Here is a 16025-nt window from a genome sequence, read left to right as displayed (position 1 = left end):
TGAAGTAGCCATCTCAATGTGTAACCCAACGCTTGCTATTAGACATCCATCGAGCCGATGACACATTGAGGTAGATCAACTCAATGAGCATGTACCCTCAGATCCAATAGAATGTGCTCGATTTCAGTCCAAACCTATACGACAAAGAGCCGAGGAGCCCAGCCCGATGTCCTATGACGAGTTTTACGTCAAATCAATCATCCGCTCTCTGCCAGACTGGCCGGAGCCTGGAGTGATCTTCCGGGACGTTACCCCGATATTCAAGGACCCTCGCGCGGTGCGCATGGTGGCCGATGCGTTTATCCAGCGCTATCTGGACAGCGACATCTCGCATATCGCCTGCATCGATGCCCGCGGCTTTCTGTTCGGCTCAATTCTAGCGCACCAGCTCAACCTGCCGCTGGTCCTGGTGCGCAAGAAAGGCAAACTGCCCGGCGACACCATCCATCAGGAATATGAACTCGAATACGGTAGCGCCGCTGTCGAGATGCAAACCGATTCGGTTGGCCAGGGTGACCGGGTACTGATCTTCGATGACCTGATCGCAACTGGCGGCACCATCCTCGCCTCCTGCACGCTGATCAAGAAGCTTGGCGCCGAGGTGGTCGAAGCAGCTGCGCTGATCGACCTGCCGGACCTGCAGGGCTCAGCACGCATTCAGGAAGCCGGTGTACCGGTATACACGCTGATCGCCTACGAAGGCGTTTAAAAGCACTCGGATATCGGGCCGGAAAACTTGCATCCCGGCCCCTCCCCCCCAATAATGCGCGCCTCTACACTCATACCCTGTGATCAGGGTACCGATCAGGAGGCGCGATGCTCTGGTTTAAAAATGCTGTCTGGTACCGTTTTACGCCCGATGCCGAATTCAATGCACAACGGCTCGAGCAGGCCCTGGAGAGCAAGCCTTTCACCCCTTGCAACCGCCATGAGCAGAAACGCTCAGGTTGGACCTCTCCCACCTATGGACTGACCGAAACGCCGGTATTTGTCAGTAACGGTTATCTGCTGATCTGCCTGCAGCAGGAGGAGCGGATACTGCCGGGCAGCGTGGTACGTGATGCGCTGAACGAGAAGGTGGAAAAGATCGAGCACGACGAGGGCCGCAAGGTATACAGAACCGAGCGCGCCCAGCTGAAGGATGAGGTGACGTTCGAGTTGCTGCCCCGCGCCTTTACCCGCCGCCGCCCGACACACGCATTGATAGCACCGGACCAGGGGTGGATTCTGGTCGATGCCTCGTCGCTGAACCGCGCCGAGCAGCTGCTGTCCGAGCTTAGGGAGGCGCTCGGGTCCCTGCGCGTCCGCCTGCCGGAGGTCAACCATGCTCCCAGCGATCGACTCTCTGGCTGGGTAATGGGCGAACCCGCCCTGCCCCAGGGTTTTGAACTGGAGCAGGAGTGTGAGCTCAAGGATACGCTGGCCGACGAAAGCGGCGTTATCCGCGTCAAGGGCCAGGTGCTAACCAGTGACGAGATTCGGGCGCACATTGAGGGTGGCATGAGAGTCAGCCGCCTCGCCCTTTGCTGGGAGCAGCAGATACGCCTGGTACTGCACGACGACCTGACCCTGCACCGACTCAAACTGACCGATGAATATCGGGATCAGCTGGAGGAACAGGCTCCGGAGGAGGAGCTCGCTGCGCTTGACGCCGATGTCACGCAATTGGGATTGGAGTTCACCCGACTGATTCCACAGATTCTCGCCGCCTTCGATGGCGAGCAGGAGCACTGAACCGCCATGTACACGGTTTATGAGATCTTCTACACCCTGCAGGGGGAAGGCGCTCAAAGCGGCCGTGCGGCAGTATTCTGCCGCTTCAGCGGCTGCAACCTGTGGTCCGGTCGAGAGCAGGATCGCAGCGGAGCCATCTGCGACTTTTGCGATACCGAGTTCGTCGGTACCGGTGGCCGACATGGCGCAAAATATCGAGATGCCGAGCAACTGGCAGATCAGATCGCCGCGCTCTGGCCGCAAACCAACAGCGGTACTCCCTACGTGGTCTGTACCGGAGGCGAACCGGCTCTGCAGGTCGACGAAGCACTGGTAAACGCACTGCACACGCGAGGGTTTGAGATAGCGATCGAAACCAACGGCACGCGCGCATTGCCGGCGGGCATCGACTGGATATGCGTAAGTCCTAAGGCGGCGACCGAATTGGTGGTCACACAGGGTGATGAGCTGAAACTGGTCTATCCACAACCACTGGCAATGCCGACACGTTTTGAAGCACTGGCGTTCAATCACTTTTTCCTGCAACCGATGGATGGCCCCCTGCAGAGCGGTTATACGCAACGCTGCATCGATTACTGCATGGAGCATCCACAGTGGCGGTTAAGCTTGCAGACACACAAAATAGTCGGTATCGACTAATCCGTCTGCCACACCCGGGGGCGGATAGGAAGATTGCTCAGGAGCATCAGAAACGCCGCCGGAATCTGCATCAGGACACCGTATATCAGTACGATAGCGGACATCTCCACGCTACCCAGCAGTGAGCTGCTGACCATCAACGCAGTGCCGGCGTTCTGAATCCCAACCTCGATTGCAAGCGTTCGCTGCCCGGCCGCCGCCAGCCCGCCCAGACGGGCCAACAGGGCGCCAAGCGCCATGGCTGCCAGCGCCAGGGTAATCACCGCGGGCGCATACAGCTCCAGCAAGGCCGGCAAACGCTCCCAGTTAGCACGCACGATACCGGCCACGATGATGACGAACCCCACCACCGCCAACGCTTTGACCGCTGGCTGCAGACGCCTGCACGCCGAGGGATAACGCCGCCGAAGCGCCAGCCCCAGCAAAACCGGAAGCAGCGTGACGGTAGCCAGTTTCACAATCGATGGCAGTAAAGGGAAACCGTTGAGCTGAGAGTCCACGTCCATTTGCGTCAGCGCCAAGGCTGTCAGTAGCGGCAGTGTAAAGGGCGCTACCAGACTACTCAACGCTGTCAGGCTGACCGACAATGCGATATCACCACGTGACACCAGCGTGATCATGTTCGAGGTTACGCCACCAGGCGCGAAGGTAACAATCATGAGGCCCACCGCAACCAGCGGCGGCAATGCGAATAGCCAGCAGACCAAAACACCAAGCAGCGGCAATAGAAGCAGTTGCCCGAGGGCGCCCAGCAGCAGTCCGCGAGGCGCAATCAATACGCGCTTGAAATCCGCCCCCTGCAGGGTGATACCGATGCCAAGCATCATCAGGAAAAGCGCCGCAGGTAAAACCAGCTGGCTAAGTGAGGAGGCTTCCATTCGCAATGATGTCCCTTCTAGTTATCCGGACGAGTCTACAACCAGTTTGAAACTTCTACCACCCCTATGGTCGAGTCGCAGCGGCTCCCCCGCTCCGCCAAACTGTTCACAAAAGATACACTTCAGCAACCACGGGGGCTTACAGCCACTACCCACATCTCTTGTGGATAAGACTGTGCAAACTGCCACAAAACACCCTCCAAACGCCCATCATTCCGTCACCTCATACGGATTGATCATTTTTTAACCACCTGTTTTTTGGCTTTTAAATTCAAATAGTTAAACACAACCAATGGCCGATTTATGGAAAGAACGGTAGTTATATCAAGACAGATTAAAGCTACACCCTTTTGTCACTTTTCCGACAGACATTTTGATTCCCGTATGCCTGTGAGGCTCCTCTCAATGTTTCGTATGCTTTACATCGGTAGATAGCTCCCGTTTCTGGTATATTCCCCCTCTCGCGCTGTAAACTTCGGCACAGATTGGAAAGTTGATATGGGCAATTCCAGATGCAGGAACAGTTAGACCAACGCCGAAAAGCTGCAGAGCGGGTCACGTTGATAGGATCGGTGGTCGATGCCGTACTGGGCACACTGAAAATTATCATTGGGATCTTTGCCAACTCTGCCGCGCTGGTTGCTGACGGGCTTCACTCCCTGTCCGATCTGCTCACCGACTTTATGGTAATCGCGGTACTGCGTCTTTCTCATCAGGCTCCTGACCGCAACCATCCCTGGGGGCATGCCCGCTTTGAAACTGTGGGCACGGTTGTGCTCGGTATCATACTGATCGCCGTCGGCGGACTGATGGCCTATGAGAGCATCCTGCGGCTGTTCGCCGAGACGCGACCGCCTCTGCCCACCTGGCCGGCGCTTGTTGCCGCCGCAGCGTCCATCTTTGGCAAAGAGTGGATCTTCCACTACACCCTGAGAATTGGCAAAGCGCTCAAGTCGGACCTGATCATCGCCAATGCCTGGCACAGCCGCTCCGACGCGTTGTCGTCGGTGGTAGTACTGGTCGCCGTTGCCGGCGCGATGCTGGGCATCTGGTGGCTAGATGGTCTGGCGGCCATCCTCGTAGCTCTGCTGGTCGGCAAGATCGGCTGGGACCTGGTAGCACGCAGCGTTGAGGAGCTGGTCGATACGGCGCTGCCGGAGAACAAGGTCAAGGCGCTGCGAGAAACCATCATGTCCGTCAACGGCATCGAGAGTGTCCACAGCTTCAAAAGCCGCGCCATGGGCAATCAGAGCATGCTTGAGATGCATCTTCAGGTAGCACCTCATCTAAGTGCCGCCGAAGCTCACTATATCGGCGATATTGCGGTGCTAAGGCTCAAAGATCGTTTTGATGATATAGGACATGTGATTTTTCATATCGATACCTATGATGATCAGGCCTATCCAGATGAAGACTGTCCGGTTATGCCCCCTCGTGCCGAGATCACCCAACATGTCGATGCTGTCATCAGTCGTGAACTGGGTGAGTGCCCGGATTATGAGTTGACGCTGTACTACCACCCGGAATACATCGATATCGAAATCAAGGCTTCCAGCGAGCTGCATAATCTGTTGCAACTGAACGAGATTTCGCCAACTGAGTTCGAATCGCGCCTGGCGGAGCAACTCGACAGCCAGTTCTGGTTTCGCCGACTCAACGTGTGGTTACCCGCTGCATAGACGTGTTACCGTCCCGTTCGGGATGAATGTCAGCTACAGGAAGTTCTCTAATGAAGTATAAAGAGACCCCCAGCCAAGCCGCAGACTATCTCCGCCAAGCGGTTCCTCTGATGGTGCGAAACCGGATTCCACCCAACCCGCTTAACTATGCGCTGTGGTATGCCTATGTCTCTAATCAGCTACCAGAGCTGAATGTAGCGCTGGACTCTACCCTGAAAACCTACGGTACCTGTCCCAACCTGCTCAGCGAACAACTGTTCCGTAAGCACCTGGTAAGCGATGACGCGAAAGACACGGAAGAGATCCATAACGGCTTGGTCAATCTGGTCAACACCCTGCATGAGCAGGCATCGGTCGCCTGGGAGCAAACTGACAGCTACTCCGCGGTGTTGCGTGAAAGCCTGGAGGCCCTGACCGATTTCAATCTCACTGACACGGATGCTCTGCCGCTGGAATCGATCATTCGCACACTGTCCCTGAAGACAGAAGCGATCAATGACGCCACACGATTGTTTCAGCAACAGATAGACGCCGCCCAATCGGAAATTGCGGCGCTGAAACAGGAGCTGCACCAAACACGACAGGACGCCAGTGTGGATGTACTGACCGACCTGTTCAACCGTCGCGTGTTCGACACCGAACTCGAGCAGCTGATGCAGCTCGGTTCGCTGCAGGAGCTGAGCCTGATTCTGCTCGACGTGGATCATTTCAAGCGCTTCAATGATACCTACGGCCACCTGATGGGCGATAAGGTGTTGCAGTATGTTGGCCGGATACTGAAGGATGAGTGCGCCGAGCCACTCATCCCCGTACGGTTCGGCGGCGAGGAGTTTGCCGTCATCGCTCCCGGCCTTGGCAAGGATGCGACGAAGGCGATTGCTGAGCGCCTGCGTAAACGAATTGAAGCGATCCGCATCCGCCAGAAAAGCTCGGGGTCAGTTATCAGCTCGATCACCGCATCCTTCGGCATCACCTGCCTGCGCAGTAACGATGACCACTCGACATTGATCGAGCGAGCCGATCAGGCGCTGTATCAGGCCAAGCTCCAGGGCCGCAACCGTGTCTGTAGCGATAGCGACGGCCAATAAAAACGCGGTGCTCCAGGGCACCGCGTTGATCGAACCAACCGTTTAGATACTCTTGCCGGTTGTTTAGTGCCCTAAGCGTCGAGTCGGCTCGCGCATGGTGACGAACTCCTCGGCTGCCGTCGGGTGGATACCGATGGTGCTGTCGAACACCGCCTTGGTAGCACCCGCTTTCAATGCCACCGCGATGCCCTGGATGATCTCGCCGGCTTCAGCACCCACCATGTGCACACCGATTACCCTATCGGTTTCCCTGTCGACGATCATCTTCATCAGGGTACGCTCGTCACTACCGCTGATGGTGTGCTTGAGTGCACGGAACTCGGATCGATAGATATCGACCTTGGCGTAGCGCTCCACCGCCTGCTCTTCACTTAGTCCAACAGTACCGATATTGGGCTGACAGAAAACTGCCGTCGGGATCAGCTCGTAATCCACTTTCGCCTCGCCATCGGCGTACAGATGGCGCACCAGCGCCATCCCCTCGGCCAAGGCCACGGGTGTCAGCTGTACCCGATCGATCACGTCGCCAATGGCATAGACAGAGGGTACGCTGCTCTGGAAATTGTCATTGACGACTACCGCGCCCGACTTGTTCAGCTCGACACCAATCTCTTCCAGTCCCAGCCCCTGAGTCTTCGGCTTGCGCCCGGTGGCATAGAGGATCTGATCCGCCTCCAGTACCCGGCCGTCGGTCAGCTCAGCAACCAGGGAACCGTCCCCCAGCTTGTCGATCTTGACGATATCGGCGTTCAGGTTCAGGTTGACCCCCTTCTTCACGATCTCCTGCGCGGTGAACTCGCGAACCTCGTTATCGAAACCACGCAGAATCATGTCACCGCGGTAGAGCAGATCGGTCTGTGCGCCCAACCCGGCGAAGATGCCGGCGAACTCAACCGCGATATAACCGCCTCCGACGACGATCAGCCGCTTTGGAAACTGCTCGAGATCGAAGACCTCGTTGGAGCTGATCGCATGCTCGCTGCCCGGGAATTCGGGCACAAAGGGCCAGCCACCGGTCGCCACCAGAATTCGCTCGGCGGTATAGGTTTTCCCGGCCACTTCGACACTGTGCGCACCGGTAATTCGAGCGCGTCCATTCACGATGTCGCAACCGGAGTTACGCAGCAGGTTTCCGTAGATGCCGTTGAGCCGCGCGATCTCCGACTTCTTGTTGTCTCTCAGCACCGCCCAGTCAAACCTCACGCTTTGCGCACTCAGGCCAAAGCCTTCACCCTCATGGAAAGACTCCGCGTAGTGGGAGGCGTAGACATACAGCTTCTTCGGTACGCAGCCTACATTGACACAGGTGCCGCCCAGATAGAGGTCCTCGGCAATCGCGACTCGAACGCCCTTGGCTGCGGCCATTCTGCCGGCGCGCACACCGCCGGAGCCGGCACCGATAACAAACAACTCATAATCAAACTCTGCCACGTACACACTCCCCAATAACCGTACATATCCATTTTACTGGTGTAGAACATACCTCTTTCAGTCACAGAGGCGCCAATAGATCGGGTAAAAGCTTCATATAGAGAAAATCTATCACATCCACGAGCACCCCCTACCCCATTTTTGCTAGTATCCGGCGACTGTCCGAATCGTTTCAGGGAGTTTCAGGTTGTGATCAAAGTCGTATCGTTCAATACCAACGGTATCCGCGCCCGCCAACATCAGCTCGAGGAGCTGGTCGAACGTCATGCGCCGGATGTCATCGGTATACAGGAGAGCAAAGTTGCCGACGATCAGTTCCCGATCGAGGCGATGCAGGCACTGGGATATCACGCCGAGTACTTTGGTCAGAAAACGCACTACGGGGTATGCCTGCTGTCGCGTCGCCCACCGCTGTCGATTCAAAAAGGCTTTAGCGGTGACGATGATCTGGCACAACGCCGGCTGATCATCGGCGAGTATGAAAGCGACTCCGGACAACGGTTTACCGTTATCAACGGCTATTTTCCCCAGGGCGAAAATGTCGCGCACGAAATCAAGTTTCCGGCCAAACGGAAATTTTATGCCGATCTGCTGGAGCATCTGCACACCCAGTGCTCCGCATCGCGCCCCCTGGTGGTCATGGGTGACCTGAATATTTCGCCGACCGATCTCGACATCGGCATCGGCGAAGCCAACCGCCTGCGCTGGCTGAAAACCGGCAAGACCAGCTTTCAGCCGGAGGAGCGCGAGTGGCTGCAGCGCCTCTATGACTGGGGGCTGCAGGACACCTTCCGCCACTGCCATCCCGAGTGCGCCGACCGCTTCAGCTGGTTCGACTACCGCAGCCGGGGGTTCGAGGACGATCCCAAACGGGGGCTACGCATCGATGCGATTATGGCGACACAGCCCCTCATCGATCACTGCACCGAGGCCGGTATCGACTATGAGATTCGAGGTATGGAGAAACCCTCCGATCATGCTCCGATCTGGGCCTGTTTCGATATCTAAACAAATCAGCGCCCGAATCAATCCGGCTTGACCACCATCAGGTCGCAATGGATACGGTCGAGCACCCGCTCGGCGCTGCTGCCCACCAGCAGTCGCTCGAGCAGTCCTCGATGGACGTTGCCCATGATCAGCATATCGATACGCTGCTCCTCGCAGATACGGGGTACCCGGTGGTGCAACTCACCCTCAAGCAGATGAAGCTGAGCCGCGCCGGCTTCCCCCTGCCAGGGGGCCAACAGCGCCTCCAAGCGTTCGCGATGCTCCTTGGCTACATTCGCCTGCAGGCCCGCAAAGTCAGTTATGCGATGCTCATCAAACACCGCCGACTGCGGTAGCGTATTGAACGCATGCAACACATGCAGTTCGCCCTCCAGCTCGCGCACCAGACGGTGGGCGATACCGAACAGCTTGCCGTCCAGCGCGGCAGGCTCATCGAGCGGATGAAAAGGGTCCAGCGCGACCGCTATACGTGGATGCTCGGGCCAATTACGGTCCCGGCTGAGCAACAACGGTACCGGACACTTGCGCAGCACCCGCCAGTCTTCGGGTGCCAATAGATGATGGAGCAGTGCAGGCTGTGTCGACACCGGATAGACCAGCAGGTCGGCACAGTATCGTTCACATTTGCGCAGTACCGCTTCGGCCCGGTTCTCATCCCAGCAGACATCCGTACCCACCCGCGACTCGTCCAGGCGAATCCGGTCGGCAAGGTAATCCAGACGCCCTTCGCACTGGGTCATGTAGGCATGGCGCGAGCGCCGCTCAGCCTCTTCACTGAATACACCTGCCGAGCGGATCAGCGGTTGAAACGCGACGCAGAATAGCTCCAGATCGCCTTCACAGGCGGCAAGCCTGGCGGCCTTTTCCACCATCGGTAGATGCTCTGTGTCGTCATCAATGTTGACCAGCAGCTTGTGGAACATAGGCTCGCTCTCCCCCTGACAAACCACTTCCTTCTGGAAGCATAGCGCCTAACGGCGCTCCCAACCCAATCAAAGCCTTGGCACAGCGCAATATTTACTGCTATATTAGCTTTATCTAATTAAGCAACAGGAGATAATAGTATGACCCTCCACGCTGCCCTGCGCTTGATGGCAGGCTCTGTCATTCTAGTCAGCCTTGTGATCGGCTATAGCCTTCACCCCTGGGGTTACTATCTGACCGCATTTGTCGGCTTGAACCTGCTGCAATCCGCGTTCACCAACTGGTGTCCCGCAATGAGCATTTTCCGCGCCCTAGGCCTGAAAGAGGAACGCTGCCAGACCGGTATGAGCGTACACCAGGGTGTTCACTTGATTGCCGGCTCCCTGGTTTTGCTGACGCTGGCCCTTGTCTTTATCGTTCAGTTGCCGATCGAACTGTTGCTGGTCACCGCCGTTATCGGACTGAGCCTGGCACAGTCCGCCTTCACCGGCTGGTGCCCGGCGATCATGCTGTCACGCCTGCTGGGTTTTCATCGGCCAGCCCACTGAGTTGATAACCGGATAAATTAATTGACGGTCCGCATGCGGGCCGTCCGGCTTCATGATAGTATCTCGGCAGGATTTTCAGGGAACGTTCCGCCGTTGTTTAGACTGTTTCGTCTCTACCTGCCGCTGCTTCTGCTGATACTGCCATGGGCGGTTGCACCCTCGTTGCGCTCGCTCGATCCTCTGCTGCAGCAGGTGATCAGCAGCTTGCCGATGCTGCTCGCTGTCCTCGCGTTTCTGCTCGCTGCTGGATTCAAACGCGGCCGTATAGCACTGGCCGCCGCTCACCTGGGCTTCACCGGCTATCTGTTGCATGCTGCTGCAGCAAAAGGCGTGGATGCCCCCGACGCCTACGTATTGTTCACGTTAACCAGCCTCATCATCCCGCTGCTGCACGGCTGGCTGCTAATACAGAGGGATACCTCCCCCCTCTGCCGCAGGGGCGTGGTCAAGCTGATACTGACCCTGACACCCTCTGCGATTCTTCTGGGGATGTGGCTGATCCCGGGCCAACTTGGCGGCTGGATACCCGACCTGCACCCCTCGTTGCTGGAAACCCTTGGCGAAGACTCCCTGCTGAATCGCGCCTGTGCCTGGATCAGCGCGCCGGTACTGGCGTTAAGTCTGCTGCTGACCCTCACCCGCCGCACCACCGACGAGGTAGCGCTGTTCGGCTCCTTGCTGGCCCAGATTCTGGCCATCAGCACCCTCAAACAGACCCATCTCAGCACGCAACTGCTGATACTCGCACCGACACTGCTGATCGTCGCCGTGATCAGCCACATCTATGCGATGGCCTTTGTCGACAGCCTGACCGGCGTGCCTGCCCGCCGCGCGCTGGAACACAAGCTCGCCGGGCTTGGCCGACAGTACGGTATCGCCATGCTCGATATCGACCACTTCAAGAAGTTTAACGATACCTACGGTCACGATGTGGGTGATCAGGTACTGCGCATGGTGGCTGCGCAACTGCGCAAGGTGCAGGCGGGCGGTACCCTGTTTCGTTACGGCGGCGAAGAGTTCACCATCGTGTTCAGCGGCCGCCGTGAAGAGGAGGTCGTCGAGGCGCTGGATGAGGTTAGACAGCGTGTTGAACAGTATCCGATGCGGGTGCGCGCACCACAGCGTCCACGCAGCAATCGGCAGGGGAAACAAGCACGCCAACGTGGCGGCCAGGATACCGAGCAGGTCAGCGTGACCATCAGTATCGGCATAGCCTGGCGCGACGCGGATGAACGGCCGGAAATGGTTGTCAAACGCGCCGACAAGGCGCTGTACAAGGCCAAGGGCGCCGGGCGCAACCGCGTAATGACCGACGGTCCCGATCCGCGACGCCAGCGTCGCCGCGCGGTCGCCTGAACTCAGAACCCGTAGCGAACTCTCGCCCAGAGATTGCTCCCCTCCTCGAACTGGCCGAAGAAGGTGTGCTCCTGCTCGCCACCGAACAGGTTTGCACCAGTACTCAGCGTCCAGTTGTCATCCAACCGGTAGCTGATTGACGGGCGCAGATAGTAGTCCTCGTCTGTCGGTGACCAGTAGTTGAACCAGGACAGCGTCAGATTATCGCGCATCAACCTCCAGGTGAGACGCAGGGTCACAACCTGACGCAGCTCGTCCGGACGATACTGAGCCGGTGAACTGCGCTTCAACTCATCGTAGTCCTGCATCCACTCGACATAGTACTGCATCGACCCGGTCAGTTTGGGCACCAGCTCATGCTCATAACCGGCAAGCCAGCGCAATTGATCATTGGGGATCAGCGGATCATCTCCACGCTCGTCACGCCCCTCATACCAGGCGATCTCGCTATTGGCGATACCGCCGGCCAACGGTGCCCGCAGACTGGCGCCGAACACATCCAGGCGGGGAAAGATCGGTTCTCCAACGCTGTTCAGCCCGTTTGGCTGCTTCCAGAAACCGCGATAACCATACAAGGCCCACTCCAGACTGCCCTGGCGTCCATAGAGCCGAGCGGCCAGTTCACCATCTTCCGGAAACCGGTCAGGCTCATCCGCATCGATGACAGCGTCAGGAGCCGCCATCTGTCGGCCGCTGACTGGCGAGAAGTAACTGAAGCGTTCACCGTCAATATAACGATCGGGCTCAAACAGAGGGGTCCAGATCAGATCCAGACTGAAGCTGTCCGCATACAGGCTGCTCTTGATACTCGCTGCCGGCGCCTTGAGATAGGTCTCATCCCGACCAGCAAAGAAGGATTTCCAGTCCTTAGGGAATAGATCATTGAGAAACAGCATGTCGCCCGTGCCCCAGGTCGACACCTGCTGACCGGCCTGGAGGTCGAGCCAGTCCAGCGGCGTCAGCTGTACCATTGCCTCGCGCAGATCAAGCTGCAGGCCGTCCTCGACCCCATCCGCATAGAGGTCACCCTTAAGGCTATAATGCGCGGAGCCGAAGCCTCGCTCCCACTCGAAATGGCTGCGCAGCTCTGCCAGTGTCTTATCCTCCGCCAACGCCGGATCGTCCTGCAATCGGCCACCAAGCGCCGTTTCATAAAACCCATGCAGCGCCGGCCCACTCTCCTCTTCTGACCAGGAATCGTCGCCCCAGGCATCCCCCCCCCAAGCGTCGCCCTCTGTCGCGCCGCTGTCTGGTGCGGCCTGGACACCCCAGCACATACCCAGCGCCAGCAGCAACGTTAACGTGCGTCTCATTGCGGCCTCCGCAGCCAGTCACGCGGCAGGGTACGCAGCGAGCGTTCGGTAAATACCTCATCCGGCAGCCCGATATCGTACTTCATGAAACCAAACTCCATGGTGGTTGCACCGCCCCCGCGCAGGTCCGACACCCGGCTTGTGACCACGGTCGGGAAACCCTGGATATCCTGTATCTCCAGCGCCTCCACCCGGCGATAGGGTTCGGCGCCGGAATCAAAATAGTCGATACGTACCGGAAGCATAGAGGCTTTATCTATCCAGAGCTGGTACTGGCTGAACTCCACACTCTGCGGATCCTTGGGCGTCGCCTTCAGGTGATACTGATCGGCGGTAGTCTCCATCAGCTCGAAGCTATCCTCCGCCGGATTGCGCCCGGACACATCTTCGTAGAAGAAATGGGATCCGACGAAACTGGTCCGCTTGTCGCCGGCGGAGATGCGTTTGACCAGATCCAGTCCCGGGAGATAGAGCCAACGGTCATCATCCCGATCCACGTGTTTGGCGACCATGAAGACAGTGTTGCGCACATCCGCTGGACGGCTGAACGCCACGTAAAAGTTCTGGTCGCCACCATCTGTCACATCCTTGCGCAGGATGGTGAACTGGCGCAGCTGTTCGCGCCCCTGGTCGTCACGGATCACCATCCGTACCTCACTGCGGCCATCCTCCCCCTGATAGTAGGCTGCATGGTTGGCCTGGTCGACGATCGTACCGACGTCGGTCAGGTCCTCCGCCAAGGCGGTACCGGTCCAGAGTGCACCAGTGAATAACAGTGACAGGGCTTGCATTGAAGTCCGCATATTCAGACCTCCTCCTTCAAACTGACTCGTGTTCTACGTTAAGGGTGCTGAACAGTTTCTCTTTATTGCCTACCAGTGTAATCACAGCCGGCAAGAGTAGCAGGGTGACCAGTGCGGATACCGCCATGATCGACGCCAGGAAGAAACCGACAGTGATATAGGGCACCAGAGGCGCCAGCAGCAGCGGGGTAAAGCCGATGGCGATAACAATTGCGTTGCGGCTGATCGCGCGGGACGGCCCCTTGTAGATCTCGGCGATCGCCTGCGGCCAGTTGCCGCACTGGCGGTAGATCGCCCTTGCACGTTCCAGATAGTGGATCGCGAAGTCGACCGAAAGCCCCAGCGTCAGCGCCGAGAGCACCGCGATCGGCATATCGTAGTCCTTGCCGACAAAGCCGATCAGGCCGTATATGAACAGGATCGTGACGCTCAACGGCAACATCGCCAGCAGGCCGATACTGAACGAGCGGAACAGCACGATCATCATCACCAGAACCATAACGAACGCACTCATCAGGCTCTTGAGCATGCCGTTGACCATCTGCTCCTGCCAGACCACGTTGATATAGGTCAGTCCGGCCCAGTTGACGCTTAGTCCCTGAGGTAAGGGGTTCGCGTCAATATAGGCGTCAACATGCTCGATCACATCGGTCATAACCTGGTTATCGCCACTCTTCAACTGCAGCCAGAGCAGTGTCGAGCGATAATCCGGCGTCACGAAGTGCCAGAGATCGTCCGGACGGTGAGATGACTGATAACTGAGGATCGTCTGCGCCACCCCGCGTGGCGAGTCCGGCAGCCGGAACTGTTCATCTCCGCCCCCGGTCAGCTCGCGATACACGGTTTTAATCAGTACCGGCAGGCTGTTGACCTTACCCACCTGCGCATGGCGCTCCAGATCGCTGGCCAGCGCATCGAGGTAGGCAAGCACCTCGGGATTGAGGAAATACTTGGCGTCAATCTGCGCGGCCTCGACCCGGCGGAACAGGGCCAGCCAGAGTTCCTCCTCATCAGCCGGACGGGAGAAGCCGGCTTCATCCAGCAAGCCCGCCAGAGCACTGGCGTACTGGTCGAAATCGGCCGAAGCTGCATCGTCCATCATCTGCTGCAATTCCGGCTTCAGCTGGGTGCTCCTCGGATCCGCATCCAGTTCAGCAAGCAGGTCGCTATTCAGCGCGAGCACCGGATCCTGCTGCGCGTTACGATCAAACACCAGGTAGGCGTTGTAGGTGCCGGAGAAGTGCTCATTCAGCACCCGGTCGGCCACCCTGAGGCGGTGATCGGACTTGAACCAGCGCACCGGGTTGTCGTTGATCTGAATCTGGCTTACCCCCCAGATGCTGAGTGCGGTAAGCATGCTGAACGCGACAACCAGCAGACGCGCCTTAAGCATGGACAGGCGCCCCATCAGGGACATTAAACGTCCCAGGCGACTGTTATCATCCTCCTGGATGTTGTGATCCTTGAGCTGGGCCATACGCTTCGGCGACAGGCTGATGATATAGGCCGGCACCAAGGTCACGGTCAGCAGGAATGCCAGCATGATCCCGAACGCCACGTGCAAACCGAATATCTGCACCGGCGGAATCGGTGTAAAGGCCAGCGATGCGAAGCCTACCGACGAGGTCAACGAGGTAAACAGCATTGGTGTAAACAGATGACCCAGTACCTCCATCACCGCGGGGCGGGCATCCTCACCGGGGCGGTAACGATCGGCAAACTCTGACAGGATGTGCACCGAGTCCACCACGGCGATCGGCATCAGGAAGATCGGAATCATCGAACTCATGATGTGTACTGTGTAACCCTGTCCGATCAGCAGCCCCATGGTGATGATGACCGACGCCATCGCTACCAGCATCGGTGCCGTGATCAGCAGCAGACTGCGGAAGAACACCCACATCAGGATGAAGATCATCAATCCCGCCAGCGGTGCAGAGATCGCCATCTGCACGAACATCTCAACGCCAAAGGTATCCTCGGACACCGGCAGGCCGGCAATATGGAACTGATCCTCGACACCGAGTTGAGAGATAGCCTCTTCGATCTGCTGCGACAACTGGTAACTGAGCGACTTGCTCTCGATCGGTACATAGAGCCCCGCAGCATGTCCGTCGCCGGACACCAGCGTGTTGTCCAGCAATGGCAGACGCTCTACCGCCTGACGAATCTGCGCCGCCTGTGCCAGCGTTTGGGGGGCATCGCGCATCATCCATTCAAAACGGATCGTTCCCGGCCCCTCCTGACTGATGTTATCGACACGGTCCAGCGCCATCAGGTCCTTGGCAATGACCCCCTTCATCCGCCCTATCTGCTCCGACAACCGGTGCAACGCCTCGAGCGACCGGGGGTTATAGATCCCGGCATCGGTTTTCGTATTCACCATTCCGACCACAATCATGTCATAGAGCGCAAAACGCTCTTTCACCTGGTCATGGAACACACGATCCACTTGATCGTGAGGCAGCATATTTTCCGGATCCGTATCAACCTTGATCGACGGGATCTGCAGCCCTGCGAGCAAGCAGAGCAACAGCAGCAATGCGAATACCCATTTCGGTCGATCGACGGAGAAAGTTAGCAGAGCATCACGCAGCTTCATCTGGATTCTTACCCAATTTGCG

14 protein-coding genes are annotated in these 16025 nt (G+C 57.9%); 8 read left to right on the top strand and 6 right to left on the bottom strand.

Annotated features, from left to right (window positions below):
* Positions 1 to 166 precede the first annotated feature (166 nt).
* From IEX40_RS07565 to queE, 3 genes are all read left to right on the top strand, one after another.
* Positions 167 to 709: an adenine phosphoribosyltransferase gene (locus IEX40_RS07565; protein WP_188746923.1), complete on the top strand. Its 543-nt coding sequence runs from the start codon at positions 167 to 169 to the stop codon at positions 707 to 709.
* 107 nt (positions 710 to 816) lie between these two features.
* Positions 817 to 1734 (top strand): recombination-associated protein RdgC, encoded by a 918-nt coding sequence (locus IEX40_RS07560; RefSeq protein WP_188746921.1) that lies wholly within the window; start codon positions 817 to 819, stop codon positions 1732 to 1734.
* 6 nt (positions 1735 to 1740) lie between these two features.
* Complete coding sequence (gene queE / locus IEX40_RS07555) at positions 1741 to 2373, top strand: 7-carboxy-7-deazaguanine synthase (RefSeq protein ID WP_188746919.1); 633 nt, start codon at positions 1741 to 1743, stop codon at positions 2371 to 2373.
* Here the strand turns inward: queE and IEX40_RS07550 are convergent.
* The gene (locus IEX40_RS07550; RefSeq protein ID WP_188746917.1) at positions 2370 to 3251 is read right to left on the bottom strand and encodes a bile acid:sodium symporter family protein; all 882 of its coding nucleotides are present in this window, start codon (positions 3249 to 3251) and stop codon (positions 2370 to 2372) included. The genes queE and IEX40_RS07550 overlap by 4 nt on opposite strands.
* A gap of 512 nt (positions 3252 to 3763) precedes the next feature.
* Between IEX40_RS07550 and IEX40_RS07545 the strand changes: the two genes are divergently transcribed.
* Both IEX40_RS07545 and IEX40_RS07540 read left to right on the top strand, forming a co-directional pair.
* On the top strand, positions 3764 to 4930 hold the full coding sequence (locus IEX40_RS07545; protein ID WP_188746915.1) for a cation diffusion facilitator family transporter: 1167 nt from the start codon (positions 3764 to 3766) through the stop codon (positions 4928 to 4930).
* Between the two features lie 50 nt (positions 4931 to 4980).
* Positions 4981 to 6018, top strand: a complete 1038-nt coding sequence (locus tag IEX40_RS07540) for a GGDEF domain-containing protein (RefSeq protein ID WP_188746914.1) — start codon at positions 4981 to 4983, stop codon at positions 6016 to 6018.
* Between the two features lie 63 nt (positions 6019 to 6081).
* Here the strand turns inward: IEX40_RS07540 and gorA are convergent, their stop codons facing one another.
* Positions 6082 to 7449 carry a glutathione-disulfide reductase gene (gene gorA, locus IEX40_RS07535; protein WP_188746912.1) on the bottom strand — a complete coding sequence of 456 codons (1368 nt, stop codon included), beginning with the start codon at positions 7447 to 7449 and terminating at the stop codon, positions 6082 to 6084.
* Positions 7450 to 7641: 192 nt separating this feature from the next.
* On the opposite strand from gorA, the gene xthA reads away from it, so the two are divergent.
* On the top strand, positions 7642 to 8457 hold the full coding sequence (gene xthA / locus IEX40_RS07530; RefSeq protein WP_188747698.1) for an exodeoxyribonuclease III: 816 nt from the start codon (positions 7642 to 7644) through the stop codon (positions 8455 to 8457).
* Between the two features lie 17 nt (positions 8458 to 8474).
* Here xthA and IEX40_RS07525 read toward each other — a convergent pair whose 3' ends face one another.
* Positions 8475 to 9380: a universal stress protein gene (locus IEX40_RS07525; RefSeq protein ID WP_188746910.1), complete on the bottom strand. Its 906-nt coding sequence runs from the start codon at positions 9378 to 9380 to the stop codon at positions 8475 to 8477.
* 141 nt (positions 9381 to 9521) lie between these two features.
* On the opposite strand from IEX40_RS07525, the gene IEX40_RS07520 reads away from it, so the two are divergent.
* Positions 9522 to 9929: a YgaP family membrane protein gene (locus tag IEX40_RS07520; protein WP_188746907.1), complete on the top strand. Its 408-nt coding sequence runs from the start codon at positions 9522 to 9524 to the stop codon at positions 9927 to 9929.
* 93 nt (positions 9930 to 10022) lie between these two features.
* Positions 10023 to 11285, top strand: a complete 1263-nt coding sequence (locus tag IEX40_RS07515; RefSeq protein WP_188746905.1) for a GGDEF domain-containing protein — start codon at positions 10023 to 10025, stop codon at positions 11283 to 11285.
* 2 nt (positions 11286 to 11287) lie between these two features.
* On the opposite strand, the gene IEX40_RS07510 is transcribed toward IEX40_RS07515, so the two are convergent.
* The 3 genes from IEX40_RS07510 to IEX40_RS07500 are packed head-to-tail and all read right to left on the bottom strand — an operon-like array spanning position 11288 to position 16003.
* Positions 11288 to 12598 (bottom strand): hypothetical protein, encoded by a 1311-nt coding sequence (locus IEX40_RS07510; protein ID WP_188746904.1) that lies wholly within the window; start codon positions 12596 to 12598, stop codon positions 11288 to 11290.
* Entirely contained in the window at positions 12595 to 13401 is an 807-nt protein-coding gene (locus IEX40_RS07505; RefSeq protein WP_229680639.1) for an outer membrane lipoprotein-sorting protein, read from the bottom strand. Before IEX40_RS07505 ends, IEX40_RS07510 begins: the two co-directional genes overlap by 4 nt.
* Before the next feature lie 16 nt (positions 13402 to 13417).
* Complete coding sequence (locus IEX40_RS07500) at positions 13418 to 16003, bottom strand: efflux RND transporter permease subunit (protein ID WP_188746902.1); 2586 nt, start codon at positions 16001 to 16003, stop codon at positions 13418 to 13420.
* Positions 16004 to 16025: the final 22 nt, after the last annotated feature.

This window comes from Marinobacterium zhoushanense (assembly GCF_014641945.1).
Lineage (GTDB): Bacteria > Pseudomonadota > Gammaproteobacteria > Pseudomonadales > Balneatricaceae > Marinobacterium_D > Marinobacterium_D zhoushanense.
Note: the sequence above shows the minus strand (reverse complement) of the source record. Positions and strands in the feature narration are given on the sequence as shown.

What these genes read in the sequence shown, in the direction of transcription:
- IEX40_RS07500 (WP_188746902.1), bottom strand. Translation starts at nt 16,003, where the DNA reads ATGAAGCTGCGTGATGCTCTGCTAACTTTCTCCGTCGATCGACCGAAA.
- queE (WP_188746919.1), top strand. Translation starts at nt 1,741, where the DNA reads ATGTACACGGTTTATGAGATCTTCTACACCCTGCAGGGGGAAGGCGCT.
- IEX40_RS07505 (WP_229680639.1), bottom strand. Translation starts at nt 13,401, where the DNA reads ATGCGGACTTCAATGCAAGCCCTGTCACTGTTATTCACTGGTGCACTC.
- IEX40_RS07540 (WP_188746914.1), top strand. Translation starts at nt 4,981, where the DNA reads ATGAAGTATAAAGAGACCCCCAGCCAAGCCGCAGACTATCTCCGCCAA.
- IEX40_RS07545 (WP_188746915.1), top strand. Translation starts at nt 3,764, where the DNA reads ATGCAGGAACAGTTAGACCAACGCCGAAAAGCTGCAGAGCGGGTCACG.
- IEX40_RS07565 (WP_188746923.1), top strand. Translation starts at nt 167, where the DNA reads ATGTCCTATGACGAGTTTTACGTCAAATCAATCATCCGCTCTCTGCCA.
- IEX40_RS07520 (WP_188746907.1), top strand. Translation starts at nt 9,522, where the DNA reads ATGACCCTCCACGCTGCCCTGCGCTTGATGGCAGGCTCTGTCATTCTA.
- IEX40_RS07525 (WP_188746910.1), bottom strand. Translation starts at nt 9,380, where the DNA reads ATGTTCCACAAGCTGCTGGTCAACATTGATGACGACACAGAGCATCTA.
- IEX40_RS07510 (WP_188746904.1), bottom strand. Translation starts at nt 12,598, where the DNA reads ATGAGACGCACGTTAACGTTGCTGCTGGCGCTGGGTATGTGCTGGGGT.
- IEX40_RS07560 (WP_188746921.1), top strand. Translation starts at nt 817, where the DNA reads ATGCTCTGGTTTAAAAATGCTGTCTGGTACCGTTTTACGCCCGATGCC.
- IEX40_RS07550 (WP_188746917.1), bottom strand. Translation starts at nt 3,251, where the DNA reads ATGGAAGCCTCCTCACTTAGCCAGCTGGTTTTACCTGCGGCGCTTTTC.